General features: G+C 69.0%; 21 protein-coding genes. 11 read left to right on the forward strand and 10 right to left on the reverse strand.

Annotated features, from left to right (window positions below):
- Positions 1–506 precede the first annotated feature (506 nt).
- The 4 genes from AB0B82_RS06610 to AB0B82_RS06625 all read right to left on the reverse strand — a co-directional run bounded on the left by AB0B82_RS06610 (position 507) and on the right by AB0B82_RS06625 (position 6545).
- Positions 507–1358 carry a carbohydrate ABC transporter permease gene (locus AB0B82_RS06610; protein WP_360163385.1) on the reverse strand — a complete coding sequence of 284 codons (852 nt, stop codon included), beginning with the start codon at positions 1356–1358 and terminating at the stop codon, positions 507–509.
- On the reverse strand, positions 1355–2284 hold the full coding sequence (locus tag AB0B82_RS06615) for a sugar ABC transporter permease (protein WP_360163387.1): 930 nt from the start codon (positions 2282–2284) through the stop codon (positions 1355–1357). The genes AB0B82_RS06610 and AB0B82_RS06615 overlap by 4 nt, the downstream gene beginning before the upstream one ends.
- Positions 2281–3612 (reverse strand): ABC transporter substrate-binding protein, encoded by a 1332-nt coding sequence (locus AB0B82_RS06620; protein WP_360163389.1) that lies wholly within the window; start codon positions 3610–3612, stop codon positions 2281–2283. The genes AB0B82_RS06615 and AB0B82_RS06620 overlap by 4 nt, the downstream gene beginning before the upstream one ends.
- Positions 3613–3755: 143 nt before the next feature.
- A complete protein-coding gene (locus AB0B82_RS06625; RefSeq protein WP_360163391.1) occupies positions 3756–6545 on the reverse strand; it encodes a family 78 glycoside hydrolase catalytic domain in 2790 nt (929 codons plus the stop codon).
- 209 nt (positions 6546–6754) lie between these two features.
- On the opposite strand from AB0B82_RS06625, the gene AB0B82_RS06630 reads away from it, so the two are divergent.
- On the forward strand, positions 6755–7663 hold the full coding sequence (locus tag AB0B82_RS06630) for an AraC family transcriptional regulator (RefSeq protein WP_360163393.1): 909 nt from the start codon (positions 6755–6757) through the stop codon (positions 7661–7663).
- On the opposite strand, the gene AB0B82_RS06635 is transcribed toward AB0B82_RS06630, so the two are convergent.
- Positions 7622–8320: a TetR/AcrR family transcriptional regulator gene (locus AB0B82_RS06635; RefSeq protein WP_360163395.1), complete on the reverse strand. Its 699-nt coding sequence runs from the start codon at positions 8318–8320 to the stop codon at positions 7622–7624. The genes AB0B82_RS06630 and AB0B82_RS06635 overlap by 42 nt on opposite strands.
- 107 nt (positions 8321–8427) lie before the next feature.
- On the opposite strand from AB0B82_RS06635, the gene AB0B82_RS06640 reads away from it, so the two are divergent.
- Positions 8428–9609 carry an FAD-dependent monooxygenase gene (locus AB0B82_RS06640; protein ID WP_360163397.1) on the forward strand — a complete coding sequence of 394 codons (1182 nt, stop codon included), beginning with the start codon at positions 8428–8430 and terminating at the stop codon, positions 9607–9609.
- Positions 9610–9749: 140 nt separating this feature from the next.
- On the opposite strand, the gene AB0B82_RS06645 is transcribed toward AB0B82_RS06640, so the two are convergent.
- Positions 9750–10208, reverse strand: coding sequence for a PGPGW domain-containing protein (locus tag AB0B82_RS06645; RefSeq protein WP_360163399.1), 459 nt, complete (start codon positions 10206–10208; stop codon positions 9750–9752).
- A gap of 21 nt (positions 10209–10229) precedes the next feature.
- Positions 10230–12377, reverse strand: coding sequence for a peptidoglycan DD-metalloendopeptidase family protein (locus AB0B82_RS06650; RefSeq protein WP_360163401.1), 2148 nt, complete (start codon positions 12375–12377; stop codon positions 10230–10232).
- Positions 12378–12551: 174 nt separating this feature from the next.
- On the opposite strand from AB0B82_RS06650, the gene lpdA reads away from it, so the two are divergent.
- The gene (gene lpdA / locus AB0B82_RS06655; RefSeq protein ID WP_360163403.1) at positions 12552–13949 is read left to right on the forward strand and encodes a dihydrolipoyl dehydrogenase; all 1398 of its coding nucleotides are present in this window, start codon (positions 12552–12554) and stop codon (positions 13947–13949) included.
- A gap of 562 nt (positions 13950–14511) precedes the next feature.
- Here lpdA and AB0B82_RS06660 read toward each other — a convergent pair.
- Positions 14512–14907, reverse strand: a complete 396-nt coding sequence (locus AB0B82_RS06660) for a RidA family protein (RefSeq protein WP_360163638.1) — start codon at positions 14905–14907, stop codon at positions 14512–14514.
- Between the two features lie 59 nt (positions 14908–14966).
- On the opposite strand from AB0B82_RS06660, the gene AB0B82_RS06665 reads away from it, so the two are divergent.
- On the forward strand, positions 14967–15926 hold the full coding sequence (locus tag AB0B82_RS06665; protein ID WP_360163405.1) for a WYL domain-containing protein: 960 nt from the start codon (positions 14967–14969) through the stop codon (positions 15924–15926).
- Positions 15927–15970: 44 nt separating this feature from the next.
- Here the strand turns inward: AB0B82_RS06665 and tsaA are convergent, their stop codons facing one another.
- Positions 15971–16375 carry a tRNA (N6-threonylcarbamoyladenosine(37)-N6)-methyltransferase TrmO gene (gene tsaA / locus AB0B82_RS06670; protein ID WP_360163407.1) on the reverse strand — a complete coding sequence of 135 codons (405 nt, stop codon included), beginning with the start codon at positions 16373–16375 and terminating at the stop codon, positions 15971–15973.
- Positions 16372–17115 (reverse strand): metallophosphoesterase, encoded by a 744-nt coding sequence (locus AB0B82_RS06675; RefSeq protein ID WP_360163409.1) that lies wholly within the window; start codon positions 17113–17115, stop codon positions 16372–16374. The genes tsaA and AB0B82_RS06675 overlap by 4 nt, the downstream gene beginning before the upstream one ends.
- A gap of 130 nt (positions 17116–17245) precedes the next feature.
- Between AB0B82_RS06675 and AB0B82_RS06680 the strand changes: the two genes are divergently transcribed.
- From AB0B82_RS06680 to AB0B82_RS06710, 7 genes are all read left to right on the forward strand, one after another.
- Positions 17246–18604, forward strand: a complete 1359-nt coding sequence (locus AB0B82_RS06680) for an NAD(P)/FAD-dependent oxidoreductase (RefSeq protein ID WP_360163411.1) — start codon at positions 17246–17248, stop codon at positions 18602–18604.
- A gap of 100 nt (positions 18605–18704) precedes the next feature.
- On the forward strand, positions 18705–19724 hold the full coding sequence (locus AB0B82_RS06685; protein WP_360163413.1) for an energy-coupling factor ABC transporter permease: 1020 nt from the start codon (positions 18705–18707) through the stop codon (positions 19722–19724).
- Positions 19721–20479, forward strand: coding sequence for a cobalt ECF transporter T component CbiQ (gene cbiQ, locus AB0B82_RS06690; protein WP_360163415.1), 759 nt, complete (start codon positions 19721–19723; stop codon positions 20477–20479). The genes AB0B82_RS06685 and cbiQ overlap by 4 nt, the downstream gene beginning before the upstream one ends.
- A complete protein-coding gene (locus AB0B82_RS06695; RefSeq protein WP_360163417.1) occupies positions 20476–21249 on the forward strand; it encodes an ABC transporter ATP-binding protein in 774 nt (257 codons plus the stop codon). The genes cbiQ and AB0B82_RS06695 overlap by 4 nt, the downstream gene beginning before the upstream one ends.
- Positions 21246–22280 (forward strand): mandelate racemase/muconate lactonizing enzyme family protein, encoded by a 1035-nt coding sequence (locus tag AB0B82_RS06700; protein ID WP_360163419.1) that lies wholly within the window; start codon positions 21246–21248, stop codon positions 22278–22280. The genes AB0B82_RS06695 and AB0B82_RS06700 overlap by 4 nt, the downstream gene beginning before the upstream one ends.
- 144 nt (positions 22281–22424) lie before the next feature.
- On the forward strand, positions 22425–23246 hold the full coding sequence (locus tag AB0B82_RS06705) for an SGNH/GDSL hydrolase family protein (protein WP_360163421.1): 822 nt from the start codon (positions 22425–22427) through the stop codon (positions 23244–23246).
- 91 nt (positions 23247–23337) lie between these two features.
- Positions 23338–24336: a winged helix DNA-binding domain-containing protein gene (locus tag AB0B82_RS06710; RefSeq protein ID WP_360163423.1), complete on the forward strand. Its 999-nt coding sequence runs from the start codon at positions 23338–23340 to the stop codon at positions 24334–24336.
- Positions 24337–24413 lie beyond the last annotated feature (77 nt).

A 24413-nucleotide genomic window follows, 5' to 3' on the forward strand; every position in this document is an offset into this window, starting at 1 on the left:
GGAGGATTTCTGGCCGATCCTGGGGTGAAATCCTCCCCGGATCGGGCCCGGATCGTGGCCTGACGCCGCCGCAGATCACGATCTCCGGCTGTAGTGCTAGGAGAGTTTTCCGCACGACACTGGAGGCTTTTGACCGCCGTACGCGGGAAAACCCTCCACAGATGCGGCTCCAACAACCCCACACCCTGATCACCAGCGGGCCACGCCATCGCCCCGGCCATCCCTCACCCCGTCTGCCCGCGACCATCTCCCCCTCGGGCAGAAGCCAACCCACACATCCGTCAACGGACCCGGGTATCCGCGTGGGTTGGGGGTTCTCTGCTCGCGTAGCGACGAAGAGCCCCCGATTTCGAGGGGTATCCGCGCGGGTTGGGGGTTCTCCGCTGGTGTACCGACGAAGAACCCCCGACTCGAGGGGTTATCCGCGCGTATGCCGTGCTGTGGATCGGCCGGCGGTGGTCTGGTCGGCGGTGTTCGGTCACCCGAGCCGCCTACCCCTTGATCGCCTACCCCTTGATCGCCCCGGAGGTCATGCCGGCGACGATCTGCCGGTTGAAGAACAGGTACATGATCAGCGGCGGGATCGTGATCAGCAGGATGTCCATGAACAGCAGGTTGTACTGCGTGGAGTACTGACCGGAGAAGTTGTACAGCGTGAGCTGGACGGTGGCGTTCTTGTCACCGGGCAGGAAGTACAGCGGGTTCACGAAGTCGTTGAACACGTTGACCGACTGCACCACGACCACGGTGACGATCACCGACCGCAGCAGCGGGAAGATGACGCCGAAGAACAGCCGCAACGGCCCGGCGCCGTCGATGATCGCCGCCTCGTCCAGCTCCCGCGGGATCGTGGCGACGAACGCCCGGAACAGCAGGATGCAGAACGACAACCCGAATGCGATCTCGATCAGGATCAACCCGGGCATGGTCCGGAACAGGCCGAGTTTCTGCAGCACCCAGATGGTCGGGACCACGGCCGGCGGGATGATCAGGCCGGACAGCACGAGGAAGTTGATGAATCCGTTCCACTTGCTGGCCCGGCGCTGCAGCACGAAGCCGGCCATCGCGGCCAGCACCACCATTCCGGCGACGCTGGCCACGGTGAGGATGGTGCTGTTGATGAACGCGATCACCAGCATGTAGTCGCGGGCCTCGACCACCGCGACGAAGTTCTGCACGAAGTGGAACTGACGCGGCCAGGAGAAGTCGAGGTCCGCGGCCTGCTGCCGGTCTTTGACCGCGGTCAGCACCATGAACACGAACGGGATGATGAACACCACGATCGAGGCGATGATCGCGACCGCACTGAGCGCCCATCTCCGCCCGGGGTGGTAGTTGGCAACTTCGGCGGTACTCACAGGTCCACCTCCTTGCGGTTGAGGAACCAGTTGAGCGGGAGGACGATCGCGGTGACGACGATGAACAGGATCACGTTGCCCGCGGTCGACAGTCCGTAGAAGCCGGCCTGGTACTGCTTGTAGATCACCGACGAGATCACGTCCGAGGTGAAGCCGGGCCCGCCGCGCGTCATTGCCCAGATCAGCTCGAAGGACCGCAGGCCGCCGATCAGCGACAGGATGATCACGGTCACGGTGGCCGGCTTGCACAGCGGCAGCACGACCCGCCGGAACGAATCCCATGCCCCGGCGCCGTCGACCCGCGCGGCCTCCAGATACTCGCGCGGGATCGACACGATGCCCGCGATGTAGATCAGGGTCGCGAGGCCGACGCCCTTCCAGACGTCGACCGCGGCGATCGACAACAGCGCCCACTTCGGGTCGGTCAGCCAGCCCGGACCGTCGATCCCGATGACGCCGAGCGCGCCGTTGATGATGCCGCGCTCGGGATTCATCATCACCTGGAACAGCAGGCCGACGCCGACCGTACTGACCAGCACCGGGAAGAAGACGACCGACCGCAGGTACGCGCGGCCGATCACCTGCGACGTCAGCAGCACGGCCAGCAGCAGGCCGAGTACGACCTTGGATCCCGACGTCACGACGGCGAAGATCAGCGTGTTGGTGAAGCCCTTCACCAGGGCGGGTTCGGCGAAGAACAGCTTGAAGTTGTCCAGCCCGATGAACTTCGACTCGAACAGGCTCCAGCGGGTCAGGCTGTAGTAGAACGAGGCGAACGTCGGGATCAGGAACAGGACGGCGTAGATGACGGCGGTGGGCAGGTAGAACCAGAACGAGTACGGGCGGTAGACCTTGCTACCGGTCGTCGCGGTGACCGTCGTGGTCTTGCTGTGTTCTTGCGAGATCGACACAGCCACCGGCTTCACCAGCCCTCCAGGCCCAACTGCTGGGCCTGCTTCTTGACGTCCTCGTCGTACCGGGCGGCGCCGTCCTTGGCCTTGCGGATCCCGGAACCGACCTCGACGGTGATCTGCTCCAGCGACGGGCCCTTGACCGGCGAGAGGAACTCGAGCGCGAGGCTCGAGGCGCCCGGCTTGTCGAGGTACGGCTGCATGTCCTTGATCGCCCGCGGTACGTCGGCCGGCAGCTCACAGCCCTTGACCGCGTACGGACCGGTCGGCGCGCCCGCCTCGGACTGCGACTTGCACCCGTCCGGGCTGGCGACGAAGGCGAGGAACTTCTTCGCCGCGTCCAGTTTCTCGCCCTCGGTGGTCTTCGGGATGTACAGACCGCCCGGCGTCCACAGCGTCAGGCCGTTCTTGCTCGCGTCGTCACCAGGCAACGCGAACAGACCGACCTTGTCGGCGGCATCCGGATAGGTGGCGATCATGTTCGCGACCACACCGGACAGGATCGGGTAGTGCGCACCCTTGGCGGTGGCCAGCATCTTGAGACCGTCGGGCAGCTTCGCGGAGGCGAAGTCCTTGTTCTCGTAGCCGGCGTCGTGCACGGCCTGGGTGTGCTCGAAGCCCTTGATCGCGGCCGGCGACGTCGCGTACTTCGCCTGGTTCTTGGTGTACTTGTCGGCGAAGTCCGGCTCGGCCGCCGAGACGTTGTGGAAGTCGCCGAGCACGAACAGCTGTGAGGTCCAGGTCTCGCCGTAGGTCTGGATCACCGGTGCGACGCCGTCGCCGGCCGCCTTGATCTTGGCGTTGTTGGCCATGAACTCGGCCCAGGTCTTCGGCACCTGAAGGCCGAGCTTCTCGTAGACGGGGATGCTGTAGAGCACTGCGCCGCCCATGAATCCGCCGACCGGCGCGCCGTACACCTGACCGTCGGCCGTCACGGTCGTCTTGAAGTTGTCGTCCAGGTCCTTGACCCAGGGCTCGTCGTTCATCGACAGCAGGTTCTTCGGCGGCGCGATCGCCTGGAACAACGAGCCGGTGTTGTAGTTGAAGACCTCGGGCATGTCACCGGTCGACAGCCGGGTCTTGACGATGTTGTCGCCCTCGGTACCGCCCGGGCGGCTGTCGACCTTGACGGTGATCTCCGGGTACTTGGCGTGGAAGTCCTTGGCGAGTTGCTCGGCTTCCTTGATGTCCTGGTCCTGGTTCGTGGTCAGGTAGGTGATCTCGACCGCGCCGCCGCCACCGGCGTCCTCACTCGATCCGAGACTGCCCGCGCTGCACGCGGAGAGGGTTAGGGAACAGACGGCCAGCAGGGCGAGCCCGCTGGCTCCTGGGCGGAACCTCATCATGACCTCCAAGGGGGTGTGCTTCGCGGCAGCGGGGCGGTCCGTGGATCGGGTCGGTGCTTGGTCAGGGCTTCCGGGTTCGGTCAGGGGTTGCTGGGTCAGGATTTGCTGGGTCAGGATTTGCCGGGTCAGGATTTGCCGGGTCAGGAGTTGAGCAGGGCGTCGAGTTCGGCCTGCAGGGCTTCGGCGCTCGGCGAGAAGCCGCGCCGGCTGATCGCGGCGACGAGGCCGGCGGCGGGCCGGTCCAGGTACCGCTCGAGGCGGGCCGCCAGTTCGGCGTCGTCGGCAACGACTCCGAGTTCGACGGCCGAGGCCGTGAGTGCGGACCAGGTCGGCTCGTGGTCGAGCAGCTGCCGTACGGATGCGTCGGCGCCGAGCTGCGGCGCTTCGGCGTACGGGTCGGCGACCGTCCATTCGTGTGTGCCGTGGCCGACCTCGACGGCGTCCAGACCGGGTACGTCGACCTTCGCGCGGGCGCCGACCGGGACCGTGACGGTCAGCGTGACCTGACCGTCGGCACGGCTCCACGCGACCGACGCCTCGCCGTATGGCGTGAGGTGCTTGGCCGACGCCTTCGTGAGTTGGTCGGTGAACAGCGGCCGGATGTCGATGGCGCGGTAGCCCGGCTCGGCGGCGGCGAGGCCTGCCACCCGGCGGTGCATCCAGTCGGCGACGGCGCCCAGCGCGTAGTGGTTGAACGACGTCATCTGGCCGGGGTTGATGCTGCCGTCGGGCAGCATGCTGTCCCAGCGCTCCCAGACCGTCGTGGCACCCATCGTCACTGCGTACAGCCAAGAGGGGCAGCCTGTCTGTAGCAGAAGACGGTATGCCAGGTCAGGATGTCCGGTATCGGCCAGTGCGTCGGCCATCAGCGGCGTACCGACGAATCCGGTACTGATCCGGAAGGCCGAGGTCCGCACCAGATCGGCGAGCCGCTCGCCGGCGCGCTGCCGCTGCTGCTCGGTCGGCAGCAGGGCCCACTGCAGCGCGAGCGCGTACGTCGTCGCCGCGTCGCTCAGGACGCGGCCGCCCTCGGTCGTGTACTCGGCGGCGAACGCCTGCCGGACGCGGGCGGCGAGCTCGGTGTACTCCCGCGCCAGGTCGGTCTGCCCGACGATCTCGGCCGCTTTGCCGACCACCTCGGCCGAGCGGGCCAGGTGCGCGGTCGCGATGACGTCCGGGTCGGCCTTGGCGCGGAACGGGTTGTCCGGCGGCGCGGTCGGGTCCAGCCAGTCACCGAACTGGAATCCGCCCGACCACAGCAGGTCGTCGCCGGCCAGACCGGCCATCCGGTCCACCCAGGCACGCATGCTCGGCAGCTGCCGGGCGAGCAGGCCGGCGTCACCGGTGCGCTCGTAGATCACCCACGGGACGATCGTTGCCGCGTCACCCCATGCCGCGGTGGCCGGGCCCTCGTCGCGGAGCACGTCCGGGACCACGAACGGCACCGAGCCGTCCTTCTGCTGTTCGGCCGCCAGGTCGGCGAGCCAGTTGGTGAGGAAGCCTGCGCTGTCGAACAGGAAGCTCGCGGTGGGGGAGAAGACCTGGATGTCGCCGGTCCAGCCGAGCCGCTCGTCGCGCTGCGGGCAGTCGGTCGGTACGTCGACGAAGTTGCCGCGCATGCCCCACACGACGTTCTCGTGGAACTTGTCGAGCAACGGGTTCGACGACTCGAACCAGCCCGTCCGGCGCAGATCGGTGCCGACCACAACGGCCTCGAGGTCCTCCTTGCGCAGCTCGCTGACGCCGGTCACCTCGGCGTACCGGAAGCCGTGGAAGGTGAGCGTCGAATCGAGGACGACCTCGTCGGGGCCGGCCAGGATGTAGGTGTCGGTGGCCTTCGCGGTGCGCAGTGGGCGAACGCCGAGTTCGCCGTTCTCCAGGACCTCCGCGTGCCGGACGACGATCTCGTCGCCGGCCGCCTGGCCGCGGACGGTCAGCCGGATCCGGCCGACCAGGTTCTGGCCGAAGTCGACGAGGGTCTTGCCGGACGGCGACGTGGTGATCTCGAGTGCGGGCAGGACATCGGTGATCCGGACCGGTGGGCCGTCGGGTGCGACGAGCAGACCGAGGTCGGCGTCCAGCACGTCGACCGGCGTGGGCTCACTCGGCTGCTTGCGCAAATCGGTGGTCTGGCCGTCGTAGATGTCGTCGGCGAGCACGTTGCTCTCCCGGGACGTCCAGGTCCCGTCGCTGCTGAACGTGTGGATCTGGCCGTCACCGGTGGTCACCTCAAGCTGGGCGAGCACGGCGAGGCGGTCGCCGTACACCTCCTTCTGGTCGCGGAAGCCGATGCGGCCGCGGTACCAGGCGTTGCCGACAAGGAACTCGAGCGTGTTCTCACCAGGTCGAACAAGCTCGGTCACGTCGTACGTCTGGTAGCGGAGCCGGTACTGGTACGCCGTCCAGCCGGGCGCGAGCTCCTCGTCGCCGACCCGCTGCCCATTCAGCTCGGGGAGGTAGATGCCGTGCGCGGTGGCGTACAGACGCGCCTTGACGATCCCGTCCGGCAGCTCGGCGCGACCGGCGATCAGCGGCGCGGGGGAGCCGTGCGGGCTGTTCCGGGGGCTGACGAAGCGGGCGGTCCAGTCGTCGGGCGACAGCAGCCCGGTCTCGACTGTCGCAGGCTCGCTCCACTCGCTCCAGTCGTCGTTCCCGCGGACCCGGACGCGAACCTGGGCCGCAGTCCGGGAGGCCAGCGGCTCACCTGGCCAGGGCACCAGGATCTGGTCGGGGGACTGGACGGTGAAGACCTGGGTGCTGCTGCCTGAGGTGATCTCGACTTCGTACGCCGTCTGCGCGTAGCCGGCGTCCGCGGCCGGGACCTGCCAGGAGATCCGCGGCGCGGCGGTGCCTACGCCGATGACGGCGCCGGCTTCCGGTGCCGGCCGGTGTTCGAAGCGGAGGGCGGTGGGTGCGGCGAGATGCGACATGTGACTCCAACCGAGGCGCTGATCGTGACGGTGATTCACGCGAGGGTGAAACGATTCATTGGCAGTTCCGGCGAAACGCTGGATGCTCAGTGGGTTGGTCGGCGGGACGTTTCGCCTGTTCCCCGATCCTGCGACCGGTAGCCGCCGGTCACTAGCCCGATGTGCACTCGATCTAGCACGATCTGCACCTCGGCTCGTATCGTGAGGCCGTGGCGGACGAGCCTGTACGGACCCGAGGAACCGTGCTGCACTTCGTCGAAGGGACGGTTGTGCACGCGGGATCACACCTGCACGAGAAGTCCCACCCGCTGCACACGCACAGTTTTTTCGAGCTGGTTCTGGTGACCGCCGGTGAAGGCGTCCACCACAGCCTCGCGGGGCGTCAGCGGCTCCGGGCCGGCGACGCGATCCTGCTGCGTCCGGGGGTTTGGCACGAGTACGTCGACTGCGACGCACTGGACGTCTACAACTGCTGTTTCGCCGCCGACCTGGTCCGTCGCGAACTCGCGTGGGCGCGCGAAGATCCCTTGCTGGGTTACCTTTTGTGGACCGGCCCGTTCTCCGGACAGCGCCGGGGAATGCTGGCGACCCACCTCGATCCGGCCACCATGGACGAGGCGGTCGGGTATCTCGAAGGCCTGCGCCGGCTGCGCGATCAACCACTGAGTAGGCATCGCGGTGAGGTGATCGGCTGGCTGTCGCTGTACCTGAGTTGCGTCGCGCGGACCGTCGCTGCGTCGGACGAACGCGGCGAACACACCCATCCCGCGGTCGTGGATGCGATGCGCATGATGGAGGCGGATCCCGCGCGGCAGTGGACGCTCGCCGACCTGTCCGGGGAGCTGCACCTCGCACCCGGGTACCTGGTCCGGCTGTTCAAGTCGGTGACCGGGATGCCGCCGATGGCCTATCTCTCCCGGCACCGGGTCGAGCTCGCGGCCGACCGGTTGCTGCACACCGACCTACCGATCAACCGGATCGGGGAGTCGGTCGGCTGGCCGGACCAGAACTACTTCGCCCGCCGATTCAAGTCGCACTACGGACTGCCTGCCTCGCTCTATCGGCAACGTTTCAATTCAGTCCGGCACAGCTACCCGGCGCCGAAGGAGCAGGTCTAACCCGTCGAGGATCCGGTCCAGCCCGAACTCCAGCCCCTGGCCTTCGCTGTCGGCCGTTGTCTGCATTGCGCGCATCAGGTGTGGAAAACGCTCGCCCTCGGTGGCCAGGATTCGGCCGAGTGCCTGCTCCATTTCCTCCTCGGACAACCCGGTGGACTGCCCGGGGAACGTCGCGGTCTGCTGGGCGATGTTCCGGACGTGGCTGGTGACGACGAGGATCGCGTCGAGCTGCTCGCCACCGTTCAAGTCCGTGCCGGCGAGCGCAGCGAGGCCGCGTTCGAGCCAGGCCAGCTCGTTGGGGCCGAGCAGGCGGCGTCCGATCGTTGACTGCAGCAGCCACGGGTGCCGCGCGAACCCGTCGTACAGGTCGAGGGCCCAGGTCCGCAGCGCCTCGCGCCACGGCAGCGCGGGTCGCTCCGGCGGTGGACCCATCGCGAGATCGCTCATCACCGCGACCAGTTCGGTCTTGCCGGGGACATGCCGGTAGAGCGCCATCTTGGTGACCGGCAATTCGCCGGCCACCCGCTGCATCGAGACGGCGTCCAGGCCTTCGGCGTCGGCGATCGCGATGCCGGCCTCGGCGATCTCGGTCAGCGTGATGGCGGGTTTCGGCCCGCGGCTGCGGGCCGGCTCCCGGCCCCAGAGCAGTTCGGTCACTAGGCGTCCTTTCCGGCGATGGTCCGACCGGGCTTGAACTGTGTCTACCATACACACTAATGTGTCCAGTGGACACAGTATCCGATGGACACAGATAAGGGGATGTGATGAAGGTACTGGTGTCGGGTGCGAGTGTGGCGGGGCCGTCGGTGGCGCTGTGGCTCGGACGGGCGGGGCATGACGTGACGGTCGTCGAGATCGCGCCCGCGCTGCGGAAGGGCGGGTACGCCGTCGACTTCCGCGGCGAGGTGTTCACGACGGTGCTGGCGCGGATGGGGGTGCTCGAGGATCTGCGCGCGCTGCAGACGGGCGGCAGCGCAATGCAGTTCGTCGACGCCTCGGGGCGGTCGTTGATGCGGTTGCCGGCCGAGTTCTCCGGTGGTGAGCTGGAGGTCTTGCGAGCGGACCTGTCACGCGTGTTGTACGAGTACAGCCGGGCGCAGGCGACGTACCGCTTCGGCGACTCGATCGCCGCGCTGCGCGAGCACGCGGGCGGCGTCGACGTGGTCTTCGAGAGCGGCGTCGCGGACACGTACGACCTGGTGATCGGCGCGGACGGCATGCACTCCGTCGTACGGCGGCTGGCGTGGCCGGCCGACCAGGTCGTCGAGCGTCACCTCGGGTACTACGCGGCCGGCTGGGAGCTGTCGAACACGTTGGGGCTCACGGGCGACGCGCTGATGTACAACGTGCCCGGGAGGTTGGCGAGTGTCGGCGTGGATCACCGCGACCCGGCGCTGGCGGGCACGTTGATGCTGTTCAAGTCGCCGAAACTCGACTACGACCGGCGCGACCTGGAGCAGCAGAAAGCGATCGTCCGCGACCATTTCGACGGATTGGGCTGGCATGTCCCGGAGTTGCTCGAAGGGTTGCCAGCGGCAACGGAGCTGTACTTCGACGCGATCAGCAGGGTGCGCGTGGAGCGCTGGTCGACGCAGCGGATCGTGCTGCTCGGTGATGCGGGCTACGGCGCCACGTTCGGTGCCCTGGGCACCGGTACGGCGGTCGTCGGCAGCTACGTCCTGGCAGGGGAGATCGAGCAGGCGCTGCGTGCAGGCGACGAGCTCGGTACGGCGTTCGCGCGGTACGAGGCCCGGCTGCGCAAGGCGGTGTCGACGACGCAGGACGGCGCCCGTGCAGGCTCGTTCCTGGCGCCGGCCAGCCGCTTCGGCCTCGCCGCGCGGAACCGGATCCTGAGCATCCCGTTCTTCCTGAACCAGCTGCTCAAGATGGCGCAGACGATGAGCGAGCTGATCGAACTGCCGGAGTATCGGGCTGTTCGGGTCTGACTGATGTGTGGGTCGGGTCGCGCCGGAGGTGGCGCGCTCGGTGGCCGCCCGGTGAGGCATGGGGTGTAGTTGCCGGCGCGCCGCCACTGCACGCTCGCGCCACCCACACAGCAGTCGCAAGCGCCGAATCTCCGCTCGCGTCAGTTCAGCAGGGGTAGCTGGTAGAGGAAGGACTCCCACGAGTTCGGTAGCCAGCCCGGTACGCCGAGGACGGCCATGTAGAGCCAGATCGCGACGAGCACGCAGAGGAACAGCGCGACCGTGCCGAGTGCCTTCAACCAGGCCGGCTGTTTACCGGTCCAGGCGGTCAGTGTGGTGACCCAGTCCTTGACCCGGTACAGCAGCCGCTGCGCCCACTCGAACTCGCTCGACAGCACGGCCAGACCCGCGATGAACAACGGGATCCCACCCGGTCCCGGCAACCACCCCGTCAGCGGCGCGGCAATGATCAGGATGCCGCCGACCACCCCGACGCCGATCCGGTAGAACAGCAACTTGCGCGGATTCTGCCGAATCCTTCTCCGCCACTCCCACCGGTCGTCCGCAGCATCAAGCGTGATGTTGTCATCGGTGCGGTCGGGACTCTGCTTCTCGGCCACGAACCTCAGCCTACCTGCCGGTCAGGTGCTCTCCGGGTTGCCGAACTCCCAGTGCCAGGGTTCTTCTCGGTTGCCGCCCTGTTCGGCCCAGGCCGGGTGCAGCCAGCCGTACGCCGGCGCGTGCGCTTTCATCCACCGGTACTGGGCGGTGTTGTACCTGTCCACGCCGCCACACAGGTCGACCGCGACGCCCCAGCCGTGGTTGGACGTGCCGGGCAGGGCGGCCAGCGACGGCTTGCGTTGGTACAGGCTGACCTGGGACGTGTACGAGCGGTACGAGTCGGTGATGCACAGTGTCTTGCCGAACTCGGTGCGGTACGCGGCGGCCAGTCGCTGGTACGCCGCCGCGGCGTCGCAGCGGAGCAGATGGCCGTTCCCGAGGGCGCACAGCTTGCTCGTCGGGATCATGCCGTTGGTGTAGCCGCCCCAGCCGGTGCTCGCGGATCCCGTCGCCAGGAACGGCATCGGGTTCACCGGATCGCCGCCCAGCCGCACCTCGAAGTGCAGATGCGGTCCGGTCGAGTTGCCTTCGCTGCCCACGGCACCTATCTGCTGACCGGCGGTGACCTGCTGCCCGTCGCGCACGTCGACGCGGCTCAGGTGTCCGTAGAACGTTTCGAGCCCGTTCCCGTGGTCGATGCGCACCAGGTTGCCCGCCCAGGCCGGGTGCTCGACGCGGACGACACCCGACGTCACGGCGCGGACCGTCGTACCGATCGCGGCCGGGAAGTCCTGGCCGGTGTGCGTCCCGGTGACCCACATCGCGCCGGACTGGCCGTACGGCGTGCCGATCTCGTACGCACCGTCCGGCAGCGGCCACGTCCAGGCGCCGGTGCCGACGTCGTACGACGTGGTGGTGTTGCCGCACCGGAACGCGTACGCCTCGGAGGTCGCTTCCGGCGCGACCTGCGGCTTGTTCGGCGCACCGAGTGTCGGGCGCAGGGCGGCGTACAGGTTGTCCGGGACGCTGGTGACGACGACCGCACCCTTGGACTCGTCGGCGGCGATCATCTCGCCGTTGTCGAGCGCGACGCCGATGTGCACCAGGCCGAGCGACTTGCTGCCCATCACGAGCAGGTCGCCGGGCTGGATGTGTGCGGGCGGCACCGCTTGGTAGTTCGGGTAGACCTTGCCGACCAGGTTCGGCAGCGTCGTGTACGGCTCCCAGGCCGCGCGGGCCGCGCCGAGGCACCCGTACTTGTCGGGTCCGGTCGCGGCGACGCCGTACGGCTTGCCGAGCAGACTGAACGCCTGGTTGACCGCACGGATCGTCTCGGCGGACAGCACCCGGACACTTCGGGCGCCGACAACGGCCGAAGCGGCCCCGGGCACCGGCGCGCCGCGGCGGGTCAGCGGAGCCAGTCCGGCCGGCAGCTTGGCCGGGTCCTTGAGCAGTGCGGCCGCCGGGGGAGTGACCTTCGCCGCGGCGAGCTCGGCGAGGTACGTCTGCCAGCGGGTGAGTGCCTGTTTGTTGCGCGCCTGCTGGAACTGCTTCGACAGCGCGGATGCGACATCGAGGTTCGCCGCCTGGTCGGCCATCGCCGCGGTGGCGTCCGCGGCCTTCTGCTGAACCTGCTTGCTGAGCTCCTGGGCCTTGGCGGCGGCCTGATCCGCGGCGGCGCGCTTCGTGGTCGCCTCGGCCTTCAGCCGGTCGGACTCGGCCTCGGCCGCCCTGGCGCGTTGATACTGCGAGACCTGAGTGCTGCCCAGCTGCTTGATCGCGGTTTGCCGGTCGGCGATCTCCTGCAGGTTCTCCGCGATCGGGGCGAGCGACCAGAGCATCGACTCCGCGCCCATCACGGTCGGGACGCCGAGCTGGTACGCCTGGGCGGTGATCACGCCGAGCCGCCGGCGCTCCTCGTCCGAGCGGCCCTTCGACACGGTCGCGGTCGACTCGGCCTGCTTCGCGGCGGCCTCCGCGGCCTGGGCGTCCTTCAGGGCCTTCGTGTAGGCGATGGTCGCCTTGGCGAAGTCGGCCTGCAGGGCCGCGGCCTCGGCCTGCAGTTGCTCGAGCGTGCGGTTGACGTCGGTGACGGAGGCGGGCGGCGGCTCGGTCGTCGACGGTGACGGGTCCGCTTGCGCGGAGGCGGCGTACGTCGGCAGCGCAACCGCCGCGAGCAGTGCGCCCACGGCCGCGAGCCGCAGTCCCCGGCGTCCACCGAAATCCATTCGTCCCCCATGAAGTCGCCTCACGCGCGAGCCCAGCGTAAGCGCCGCACGGGCCGGACGGAACCCTGATGCACAGACGGTGACCGAAGGGGCAGGCATGAGCCTGGCCACACTTGGTGCCCAGGGGGCGACGTGGCGTCGGGTGCGCTGGTCGGACCTACTAAAGTTCACTGCATGGCCTCGCACTTTGACGTTGTAGTCCTCGGCGCCGGTCCCGGCGGGTACGTCGCGGCGATCCGCGCCGCCCAGCTCGGGCTGAAGACCGCCATCATCGAGAAGAAGTACTGGGGCGGTGTCTGCCTGAACGTGGGCTGTATCCCCTCCAAGGCACTGCTGCGGAACGCCGAGCTGGCGCACATCTTCCGCGCGGAGGCGAAGACCTTCGGCATCAGCGGCGAGGTGAGCTTCGACTTCCCGACCGCGCTGCAGCGCAGCCGGAAGGTCGCGGACGGCCGGGTCAAGGGCGTCCACTTCCTGATGAAGAAGAACAAGATCACCGAGTTCGACGGCTGGGGCTCGTTCACCGACGCCAACACCCTGGACGTCACGGTGAACGACGGCTCCTCCGAGACCGTCACGTTCGGCTCCTGCATCGTTGCTACCGGTGCGACCACCAAGCTGCTGCCGGGCACCCAGCTGAGCGAGCGCGTGGTGACCTACGAGGAGCAGATCCTCACCGAGGAGCTGCCGGGCTCGATCGTGATCGCCGGCGCCGGAGCGATCGGCGTCGAGTTCGCATACGTGCTGGCCAACTACGGCGTCAAGGTGACGATCGTCGAGTTCCTGGACCGGATGGTGCCGCTGGAGGACCCGGAGGTCTCCAAGGAGCTGGCCCGGGCCTACAAGAAGCTCGGTGTCGACGTGCTCACCTCGACCCGGGTGGACTCGATCGACGACTCCGGCGACAAGGTCAAGGTCACGGTCACCGGCAAGGACGGCAACCAGCAGACCCTCGAGGCCGACAAGGTCATGCAGGCGATCGGCTTCCAGCCGCGCGTCGACGGCTACGGCCTGGACAAGATCGGCGTCAAGCTGACCGAGCGCGGCGCGATCGACATCGACGGCTTCTGCCGGACGAACGTGCCGAACATCTTCGCGATCGGCGACGTGACCGCGAAGCTGATGCTCGCGCACGCGGCCGAGGCGATGGGCGTCATCGCCGCCGAGACGATCGCGGGCCACGAGACCATGGAGCTCGACTACGCGATGATCCCGCGGGCGACGTTCTGCCAGCCGCAGATCGCCAGCTTCGGGTACACCGAGGAGGAGGCGAAGAAGCTCGGCCACGACGTCAAGGTCGCCAAGTTCCCGTTCACCGCGAACGGCAAGGCGCACGGCCTCGGCGACGCGAGCGGCTTCGTGAAGGTGATCAGCGACAGCAAGTACGGCGAACTGCTCGGCGCGCACCTGATCGGCCCCGAGGTCACCGAGCTGTTGCCCGAGCTGACGCTGGCCCAGAAGTGGGACCTGACCACCAAGGAGCTGGCCCGTAACGTGCACGCGCACCCGACCCTGAGCGAGGCCCTGCAGGAGGCCTTCCACGGCCTCGAGGGCCACATGATCAACTTCTGACCCCTCGTAGCCACACCAGCCACAGCCCGCACGGACCGGCCATAGCCCGCAGAGAGCTTGCACGGTCCGCAGGGAGCTTGGACGGTCCGCAGGGAGCTCGGACGGTCCGCAGGGAGCTTGCACGGTCCGCAGGGAGCTTGGACGGTCCGCGGGGAGCTTGGACGGTCCGCGGGGAGCTTGGACGGTCCGCGGGGAGCTTGGACGGTCCGCGGGGAGCTTGGACGGTCCGCAGGGAGCTTGGACGGTCCGCAGGGAGCTTGCACGGTCCGCAGGGAGCTTGCACGGTCCGCAGGGACCTGGCACAAGGTATTGCCTGTGCCAGGTCCCTTTCCGTTGTGGAAGGTGCGGTTCTGTTGTGGAGGGTGTCGCGACGGACCGGCCACGATCCGCAGGGGCCAGCCACGATCCGCAGGGACCTTGCACAGCCCGCTGGGACCTGGCACAAGGTATTGCCTGTGCCAGGTCCCTTTCCGTTGTGGAGGGTGCCGTTCTGTTGTGGAAGGCCCGGCGGGTTGTGGAAGGTGCTGTTCTGTTGTGGCAGGTGCCGCGGGGGTGTGGGTGATCAGTCGACGGCGGTGGCTTCGAGTTCGACGAGTTGGCCGGGGATTGCGAGGCGGGTGACGCCGAGCATGGTGGTGGCGGGCGCGACCCCGGCCGCGGCGAGGCGGCCGGCGAGGACGCCGTACTCGCCGAACAGGCGGTCGACATCGGTGGTGTAGACGTTCAGCCGGACGACATCGGCAAGGGTCATGCCGGCTTCGGCGAGGACGGCCTCGAGGTTGTCGAGGCTCAGCGCGAGCTGTGCTGCGAGGTCGCCGTCGTGCTCGGGTTTGCCGTCGGCGTTCATCGCGGTCTGGCCCGAGCAGTAGAGGGTCCGGGTGTGGCCGGAGACCAGTTCGCCCTGGTTGAAGCCCAGTTCCACGGACCACGGGACCGGGTTGATGGCGGTGCGTTCGATCGTCATGCGCCGAGCTTTCACCGAAATCACGACATCCTTCGTCAGGTATTCTGAGGCGGGTGCGGGCCGATCGATTGGTGTCGCTGGTGTTGCTGCTGCGGCAGCGCGGCCGGCTGACCGCGGACGTACTCGCCCGTGAGCTGGAGGTGTCGACGCGCACCGTCCTGCGCGACATCGAGGCGTTGTCCTCGGCAGGTGTTCCGGTGTACGCCGAACGCGGCCGGCACGGTGGATTCGCGCTGCTGCCGGGGTTCCGCACTGAGCTGACCGGGCTGAATCACGACGAAGCGCTCGCCTTGCTGACGGCGGCCGGCTCGGGTCAGGCGTTCGGGCTGAGTGCGGCGCTGGCGTCCGCGACGCGCAAGGTGGTGGACGCGCTGCCCGAGAGCCATCGGACGACGGCGAGCGAAGCGGCACAACGCATCCTGGTCGACCCCGAGGCCGACCTGCTGTCGCGTCGGCTGATCGCCAAAGAGGTACCCGACGCGACGATGCTCGAGGTACGGCGGGCCGTGCTGGCCGGCCATCGGCTCCGCATCCACTACGCGGCGACCGGTCGCGAACCGGAATGGCGCACGGTCGACCCGATCGGCTTGGTGACAGTCCGGGACCGCGGCTATCTACTGGCGCGCCGAAATGGTGAAGACCGGACGTACCGGATGTCCCGGTTGCTTGCCGCCGAGGCGCTGCCGGAGCCGGCGGAGCGGCCGAGCGAGGTCGATCTCGACCGGATCTGGCGCGAGCGGCGTGCCCAGTTTCTCGCCGAGGGTCATCTCACGGTCGACGTCCGGGTGGCGCCGTCGCGCCGCGAGGACCTGTTGAACTCGGCAGTGGCCGTGCGGGCCGAGGCCCCGGACCGCGACGGATGGCTGCGGCTCGAGGTCACGTTCCAGGACGCGTGGCACGCCGAGTGGGCGCTGTGGCAGCTCGGGACCAGCGCCGAGGCGCTCGCTCCGGCCTCCGTCCGCGCCGCACTGCACCGCCGCGCCACCTCGATGACCGAGCTGTACGGCGGCTGAAGTGAGCCGAGCCGTACGGCGGCTGAGATCTGTTGTGGTGCGGGTCAGCGATCGTCGACGTCGCCGAGGACCGGTTTCACGTCGACCACCGGCGTACCGTCCAGCGCTTCGAGGTGACTGACTTGCACCCGCAGACCGTCGCGGGCGATGACCGAGACGCGGTGCAGACCGACCGGATTCGGCCGGTCGGGGGACCGGGTGCTGAAGACCCCGGTCGGCGGCCGGGTGAGGTCGTTGCGCGGATGCACGGTCTGGACGTCGCGATCGGCGCGATCGAACCACGTGATCAGGATGAGCTCGTCGCCGACCGCCACGTCGCCCAGCGCGTCGCGGACCGACTCGTCGAAGACGACCCACGCGGTGGGCGCCCCTTCGTCACCTTGTCGGGGCGCGTCATCGCGGTTGCGGAGTGGGGACTCGACCCGGCCCACCTGATGAAGCTGCATCATCGCGGATACCTGTAGACGGTCTGCAGGGCCTCGCCGGGAGTATGGATGTGGAACGCGAGTCCCGGATGCGCGGCCGGGTCGACCACCCCGCCGGTGCTCGGCTCGAACGCCAGCGGCACGGTCGAGCGGATGCCGGGTGCGCCCAGCACGGGATGTCCGGCGAACGTGGTCACGATCGCGTTGTGGACGTGGCCGGTGAGGATCGCGGTGACCGGCCGCCCGGTGAGCACCTCGGCGAACGCATCGCGGTCGTTGAGCATCCACTGGTCCATCACCGGGTGATGCAGTTCGAGCGGCGGATGGTGCATCGCGACGAAGAGCGGTCCGTCGTGCGCATCCCGCAGTACGCCGTCCAGCCACGTGAGCGAGTCCGCGGACAGCAGACCGTGGTCCGCCCCGGGGACGGTCGAGTCGACGAGGACCAAGCGCAGCGGCCCCACGTCGTGCACCTGGTGAACGGGATGGCCGGTGCCGGAAGACTTCACGAACGCGGCGAGGCCGGCCCGGAGCGGCTGGCTGACGTCGTGGTTGCCGGGAAGCACCAGCACCGGTACGTCGAGGTCCAGTTCACCGGCGAGCTCGTCGTACTCCGCGGGGAGTCCGTGGTCGGCCAGGTCACCGGTCACCAGGACGACGTCGACCGCGCACGACCGGACGTACGACGTCACGCGCCGCAGCCGCGATCGGGCCTCCTCGGAGCCGTCGAGATGCGGGTCACTCAGATGCGCGATCACAGCCATGGCGGCAGGGTAGCGCCGCTCCCGCGATCCGGTGCCGATTTTGTGCACAGCCGTTGCGGGCTGCTTACGCGCCGGTGACGCACGGTCCGGCGCCTTGGCGGGCCGCCGCCAGTCTGTCAGATTGGGCCGCATGGCTGAACAGGTGGATGTCGTGGTGGTCGGTCTCGGGGTCGGCGGCGAGGAGACGGCCGGGCGGCTGGCGCAGGCCGGCCTCCGGGTGGTGGGGATCGAGTCCCGGTTGGTCGGCGGTGAGTGCCCGTACTACGGGTGCATCCCGAGCAAGATGATGATCCGGGCCGCGAACTTGATCGCCGAGGCCCGGCGCGTCGACGGCATGGCCGGGTCCGCGACCGTGCAGCCGGACTGGTCGCCGGTGGCCAAGCGGATTCGCGAGGAAGCGACCGACACCTGGAACGATCAGGTCGCCGTCGACCGCCTGGTGAACAAGGGCGCCACGGTGATCAAGGACGTCGCGACGATCACCGGACCGCGCACGGTCAGCGCCGGCGGCACCGAGTACGAGGCCACGCGGGGGATCGTGATCGCGACCGGCACCGTGCCGTCCGCGCCGCCGATCGACGGTCTCGCGGGGACGCCGTACTGGACGAACCGTGAGGCAATCGAGGTCGAGACGCTGCCCACGTCGATGGTGATTCTGGGTGGTGGCGCGATCGGGATGGAACTCGCGCAGGTGTTCGCGCGCTTCGGTGTGCAGGTGACGGTCGTCGAAGGCGCGCCGGAGGTCCTGCCGATGGAGGAGCCCGAGTCGGGTGCACTGGCCCGCGAAGCGCTGGAGCGCGACGGTGTGACCTTTAGCCTCGGCGCGCACGCGCAGCAGGTCGGGTACGGCGACGGCGGGTTCACCGTGCGGCTCGCCGACGGGAAGTCCGTCACCGGGGAGAAGTTGCTGGTGGCAACGGGACGCCGGGTGGCGACCGCGGATCTCGGGCTGGACAAGCTCGGCCTGGACCCGTCGGCGCGGCGGATCGAGGTCGACGAGCACGTCCGGGCCGGTGACAAGGTGTGGGCGGTCGGTGACGTGACCGGGGTCGGGGCGTTCACCCACAACGCGATGTACCAGGCCGACATCGCGGTCCGCGACATTCTGCAGGAGCCGGACGCGCCGACCGCGAGTTACCACGCGATGCCCCGGGTGACCTTCACCGATCCCGAGATCGGCGCGGTCGGGATGACCGAGAAGCAGGCCCGCGATGCCGGGCTGACCGTGCAGACCGGTTCGTCGCCGATCCCGGCCTCGACCCGTGGCTGGATCCACAAGGCCGGCAACGACGGGTTCATCAAGCTCGTACTGGACGCCGACCGGGGGGTGCTGGTCGGTGCGACGAGCGCGGGCCCGACGGGTGGCGAGGTGCTCAGCGCGCTGGCGGTCGCGGTGCACGCCGCCGTACCGGTGCGGACGCTGCGGCAGATGATCTACGCGTACCCGACGTTCCACCGGGCGATCAGCGAGGCGCTGAAGACGGTGTAGACCTCGGGCGGTGAATTTCTGCCGTCCGGTGGGCGAAATCCGGCTGTCGCCGGTGAGACCCTTGTTGCGAATCGGTCGCAACAAGATCAAGAATGTGCGGGTGCATGTTCCAGACGGATTCTTCGACGCGCCCACCTCTGTCGCCACCGGTCTGATCGCGGCCGGTGCGGTCGGGTTCAGCCTGCAGCGCGCGAATCGCGAGCTGCGCGAGTCGGGCCCGGCGCTGGCCGGCCTGACCGCGGCCTTCGTGTTCGCGGTGCAGATGGTCAACTTCCCGGTCGGCGCGGGCACCAGCGGCCACCTGCTCGGCGGCGCGCTGGCGGCCGCGCTGGTCGGGCCGTGGTCCGCCGTACTGGTGATGTCGACGGTCCTCCTGGTGCAGGGACTGCTGTTCGCCGACGGTGGCCTGACCGCGCTCGGGACGAACATCACGCTGATGGGGCTGATCACGGTCCTGGTCGGATACGTCCTGACCCGGTCGCTGCTGAAGGTGCTGCCGCGCCGGACCGGCAGCGTCGTCCCGGCCGCGACCGTCGGCGCGCTGGTGTCGGTGCCGGTCGCGGCCCTGGCCTTCACCGGGCTGTACGCGATCGGCGGCGCGGTCGACATCCCGCTCGGCACGCTCGCGACCGCGATGGTCGGCTGGCACATCCTGGTCGGGATCGGTGAGGCCGTGATCACCGCGGCGGTGCTGAGCGCGGTCGTCGCGACCCGTCCGGATCTGGTGTACGCCGCCCGCCACCTGCAGCCCGACCTGGTGCTGGTCGATGCCGACGGCAACACTTCGATCGTGGCGCCGGACCGCCCGATCGAGGCGAAGCCGGGCGGACGTTCGCTCGGCGTCGGCATCGCCGTGACGTTGCTGGTCGCCGGTGGACTGAGCCTGTTCGCGAGCGCCCACCCGGACGGCTTGGAGTTCGTCGGCGCGAAGCTCGGGTTCGACGGCGCTGCGAAGGACTCGGCGGTCGCGGGCAGCCCGCTGGCCGACTACGGCGTACAGGGTGTCGGCAATGCACAGGTCTCCGGAGCGCTGGCCGGCATCATCGGCGTGCTGGTGACGATCGTCGTCGGCCTCGCCGTTGCCAAGCTCGCCTCTCTGCGAACGAACAAGGCCTCATGAGTGGGGACGGCCTGCTGGTAGCAGTCGGCAGTCCGGTGCATCGGCTGCCGGCTCAGGTGAAGCTGGTCGGGTTGTTCGTGTTCGTGCTGGCCGTCGTCGCCACGCCCGCGGCGGTCTTTTGGGCGTTCGGTCTGTACGCCGCGCTGCTCGTTGCGGCTGTCGCGGTTGCCAGAGTGCCGGCGTACGTCGTCCTGCGGCGGCTGGCTGTGGAGACGCCGTTCATCGTGTTCGCGTTGCTGCTGCCGTTCGTCGCCACCGGGCCACGGATGGAGATCTTCGCGCTGGAGCTGTCCCGCTCGGGCCTCCTCGGCGCCTGGAACGTGCTGGCGAAAGGGACGCTCGGAGTCGTCGCGGCGATCCTGCTCTCGGCGACGACCGCGCCGCGGGACCTGCTGGCCGGCCTCGAGCGGCTGCGGCTGCCGGCGACGCTGGTCGCGATCTTGTCGTTCATGGTTCGGTACCTGACGGTCGTGTCGGACGACCTGCACCGGATGCGCATCGCGCGCGAGTCGCGCGGCTACACGGGCGGCCGCGCCGGGCATCTGAAGGCGGTGGCCGGGGGAGTCGGCGCCCTGTTCGTCCGGAGCTTCGAGCGCGGCGAGCGGGTCCACCTGGCGATGCGGTCGCGCGGCTACACGGGACGGATGCCGCTGCTCAGCGCGCACGGTGCGACCAGCACCCAATGGCTCGAAGGGCTGGCGATCTCCCTCGCGGCGGTGGCGATCGCGGTCGCGGCTAGGGTGGTCTCCTTGTGAGCGGTCCCGCGATTCAGGTCGAGCGTCTGGTGTTCGCCTACCCGGACGGTCGGCAGGCGCTGTTCGGGGTCGACTTCACCGTCGAGCGCGGCGAACGGGTCGCCTTGCTCGGGCCGAACGGCGCCGGCAAGACCACGCTCGTTCTGCACCTGAACGGCATCCTCGGGGCTGTCGCCGGCGGCACCGGCAGCGGCCGGATCTCGATCGGCGGCACCGGCGTCCATCGCGAGCACCTCGCGGCGATCCGGCGCAAGGTCGGCCTGGTGTTCCAGGATCCCGACGACCAGCTGTTCATGCCGACCGTCCGCGACGACGTCGCGTTCGGTCCCGCCAACCTCGGCCTGCGCGGCGCCGAACTCGACGAGCGTGTGCACGAGGCCCTGGTCCAGGTCGGCATGCAGGACTTTGCCGACCTCGCCCCACATCACCTGTCGTTCGGCCAGCGCCGCCGTGTCGCCGTCGCGACGGTGCTGGCGATGCGCCCCGAAGTACTGGTCCTGGACGAGCCGTCGAGCAACCTCGATCCGGCCGCCCGTCGCGAGCTGGCCGACATCCTCGCCGGGCTCGACGTCACGTTGCTGATGATCACGCACGACCTCCCGTACGCGCTGCAGCTGTGCGAGCGAAGCCTGCTGATGGACGGCGGCCGGATCGTCGCGGACGGCCCGACCCGGGACCTGCTCGGGGACGCCGAGCTGATGGCGGCACACCGCCTCGAGCTGCCGTACGGTTTCGACCCCCTGTCCGTCCCTGGTCCGGAGCGCCCGTGAAGATCACCGCGGTCACTGTCGAGTTCACGTCCGAGGCGAAGGCCCATCCGGTCCGCGACGCGATCCAGTTGCTCGACCGCGACGGCGTCACGCACGTCCGGATCGACACCGACGAGGGCGTCAGCGGTGCGAGTACGACGTACTTCGGGCGGGTCGAGAGCTCGCCGGCGGTGCTCGCGAAGATCGTCGAGGAGCAGCTGGCGCCGGCGATCATCGGCGCGGACCCGACCGTCATCCGGGGCATCCGCCGGAGGCTGCAGACGCTGACCGATTACCAGGGGACGGCGGGACTGTCGTCGTACGGGATCTCGGCGATCGACCAGGCCTTGTGGGACCTGCTCGGCAAGTCGCTCGGCGTCCCGGTGTGGAAGCTGCTCGGTGCCCAGCAGACCGCGATCCCGGCGTACGCGATGGTGGGCTGGCTCGAACTCGACGTGGCCGGCCTGGAACGGGTCTGCGCGAACGCGATGGAGCAGGGCTTCCACGGCGTGAAGATGAAGGTCGGCGGCGGTCCGCTGACCGAGGACGTCCAGCGGATCAAGGCGGTCCGTGCGGTGATCGGTCCGGACGCGCCGCTGATGGTCGACGCGAACCAGGCCTTCGGGTACGCCGAGGCGCTGCGGCGTGGCCGTGTCTACGAGGAACTGGACTGCCGCTGGTTCGAGGAGCCGCTGCCGGCCGGGGACACCGACGGTCATGTCCGGCTGGCCGAGAAGCTCGACATCCCGATCGCGACGGGCGAGAACCGCTACGGGCAGGCCGCGTTCCGGGAGCTGATCGCGCGCGGCGGCGTGGGCGTCGTGCAGCCGGATCTGCGCCGGGCGGGCGGCTTGACGGACTGCCTGGAGATCGGGCTGATGGCGGCCGGCTTCGGCGTACCGTACGCGTCGCACGGAGGCGGCGCGCACATCCACGTGCTGGCGGCGCTGCCGAACACGATCTACCTGGAAAGCGGGCTGCTGCCGGACGGCGTCGAGCTCGTCGACGGCTGTTACCCGCTGCCGACCGAGCCGGGGTTGTCCAGTCGGTGACGGATAACCCGCATCTTCGGTGAATTTGTTACCAGCCTCTTGTGTGTTACTCGCGGGTCAGCGATCGTGACGTTGAGTGCTCGGGGGAGTACTCGCCGAGAAGTACTGTCGCCACTTCCCGCTCACGCAAAGGCGGTCCGCCCCATGAAGTCAGTCGTCAGTCTCCTGTCCGGTGCGGCGCTCGGCGCCGCGATGCTGCTCAGCCCGGGCGTCGCGCACGCCGCCGCACCGAAGTACGTCGCCCTCGGTGACTCGTACGCCTCCGGTGTCGGCACCCGCTCGTACATCGACGGCAGCGGGTCCTGTCAGCGCTCCACCAAGGCCTACCCGTACATCGACGCCGGCCGGATCGGCGCGAGCCTCACGTTCGTGGCCTGCTCCGGCGCCCGGGTCGCCGACGTCACGGCGAACCAGCTCCCGTCGGTGACGAGCACGACCAACCTCGTCTCGGTCCAGGTCGGCGGGAACGACGCCGGCTTCTCGTCGGTGATCACCGAGTGCGCCAAGCCGTCCTGGCTCGGCAACTGCACCGGCGCCGTCAACAATGCGCAGTCGATCATCAACAACACCCTGCCCGGCCGGCTGAACACGCTGTACTCCTCGATCAGGAGCCGGGCGTCGTCGGCGAAGGTCGTGGTGGTCGGCTACCCGCGGCTGTTCAACGGCACCGACTGCAACGCGGGCACCTGGTTCAGCCCGGACGAGATGACCAAGCTGAACGCGACCGCGGACCTGCTGAACTCGCGGATCGCGTCCGCCGCGAGCGCGGCCGGCTTCACGTTCGTGAACCCGACCTCGGCGTTCATCGGGCACTCGGTGTGCGGCAGCCCGGAATGGATCAACGGCCTGTCGAACCCGGTCACCGAGTCCTACCACCCGAACGTGACCGGCCAGGCGGCGTACGCGAACCTGGTCCAGCCGGCGCTCTCGTCCGCCCTCCGAGCCGCGCTTCGATCCGCGGCCTGATCACTTTCTGTGCGGTGCCGCCCCGGGCCTTCGGGGCGGCACTGTCGAATTTCCGGGTGCGGACACGGCGAGTTCGTGGTGTCATGCTGGGGTGACGCAGCGGTCTGTCGACTGGCTACTGGCGGCCAGGATGCAGGCCAACTGCCTGGCGCGTCCGGTGGACGAGGCCGGCCCCGGAGGGGTGGCCGACGTCGTGCGCCGGACGGGGGGACTCCAGGCGCAGACCTGGCGTGGAGCCGCGTACGCCGTACGCGCCCGGTCGACGGCGACCACCTTCGCCGACGTGAACCGTGTCCTCGAGAGCGAGCGGTCCGTGATCCGCGGCTGGTTCATGCGCGGCACGCTGCAGCTCGTCGCAACAGAGGACGCGGGGCCGCTGCTCGGGCTGCTCGGCCCCAAGCTCATCAAGGACACCGAGCGCCGGTACGCCGAACTCGGCCTGCCGGAGCGTGTCCGCGCGGAGGCCGCCGATGTCCTCGAGGAATGGTTGCTGGCACACGGCCCGAGTCCGCGCGCCGAGCTGGCCGAGGTGCTGGTGCGTGCCGGGCTGATCAGGGAGCCGAAAGGGCAGGCGGTGTACGCGCTCATCCGCCATACCGGCCTGCTCGGGCGTCTGTGCTACGGACCCGGTGACACGTGGGTTGCAGTCCGGGACTGGCTCGGCCGGCCGCTGGCGCTGGAAGGCGATGCCGCGACCCTTGCCCGCCGCTACCTGACCGCTTACGGACCCGCCTCGGCGCGTGACTTCGCCACATGGTCGGGGCTGCCGGTACCGGTCGCGCGCCGTGCGATCGACGTGGTCGCGACCGTGTCGTTCGACGTCGAATCCACCGAACTCCACGCGGTCGAGGACCTTCCGGGGTGCCACGACGTACGGATGCTCGGCGAGTTCGACGCATACCTGCTCGGGTATCAGAACCGCCACGCCGAACTGCCGAAATCCATCTTCCCCGGCGGCGGGATGCTCCGGCCGGCGATCGTCCGGGCGGGCCGGCCGATCGGTTCGTGGGAGCACGCCACGCTCCGGACCGAACTCTTCGCACCCGCCGACCTCGCCGCCGAGTTGGCCGACATCCAACGATTCTCCTGAGCGACGACGACCACGCGAGCGCCGTCCTCGGCCGGTGCTCCCGAAAACTCTCCTAGATGATTGATGCACGGCCCGAA

It is taken from the genome of Kribbella sp. NPDC048915, assembly GCF_040649595.1.
Lineage (GTDB): Bacteria > Actinomycetota > Actinomycetes > Propionibacteriales > Kribbellaceae > Kribbella.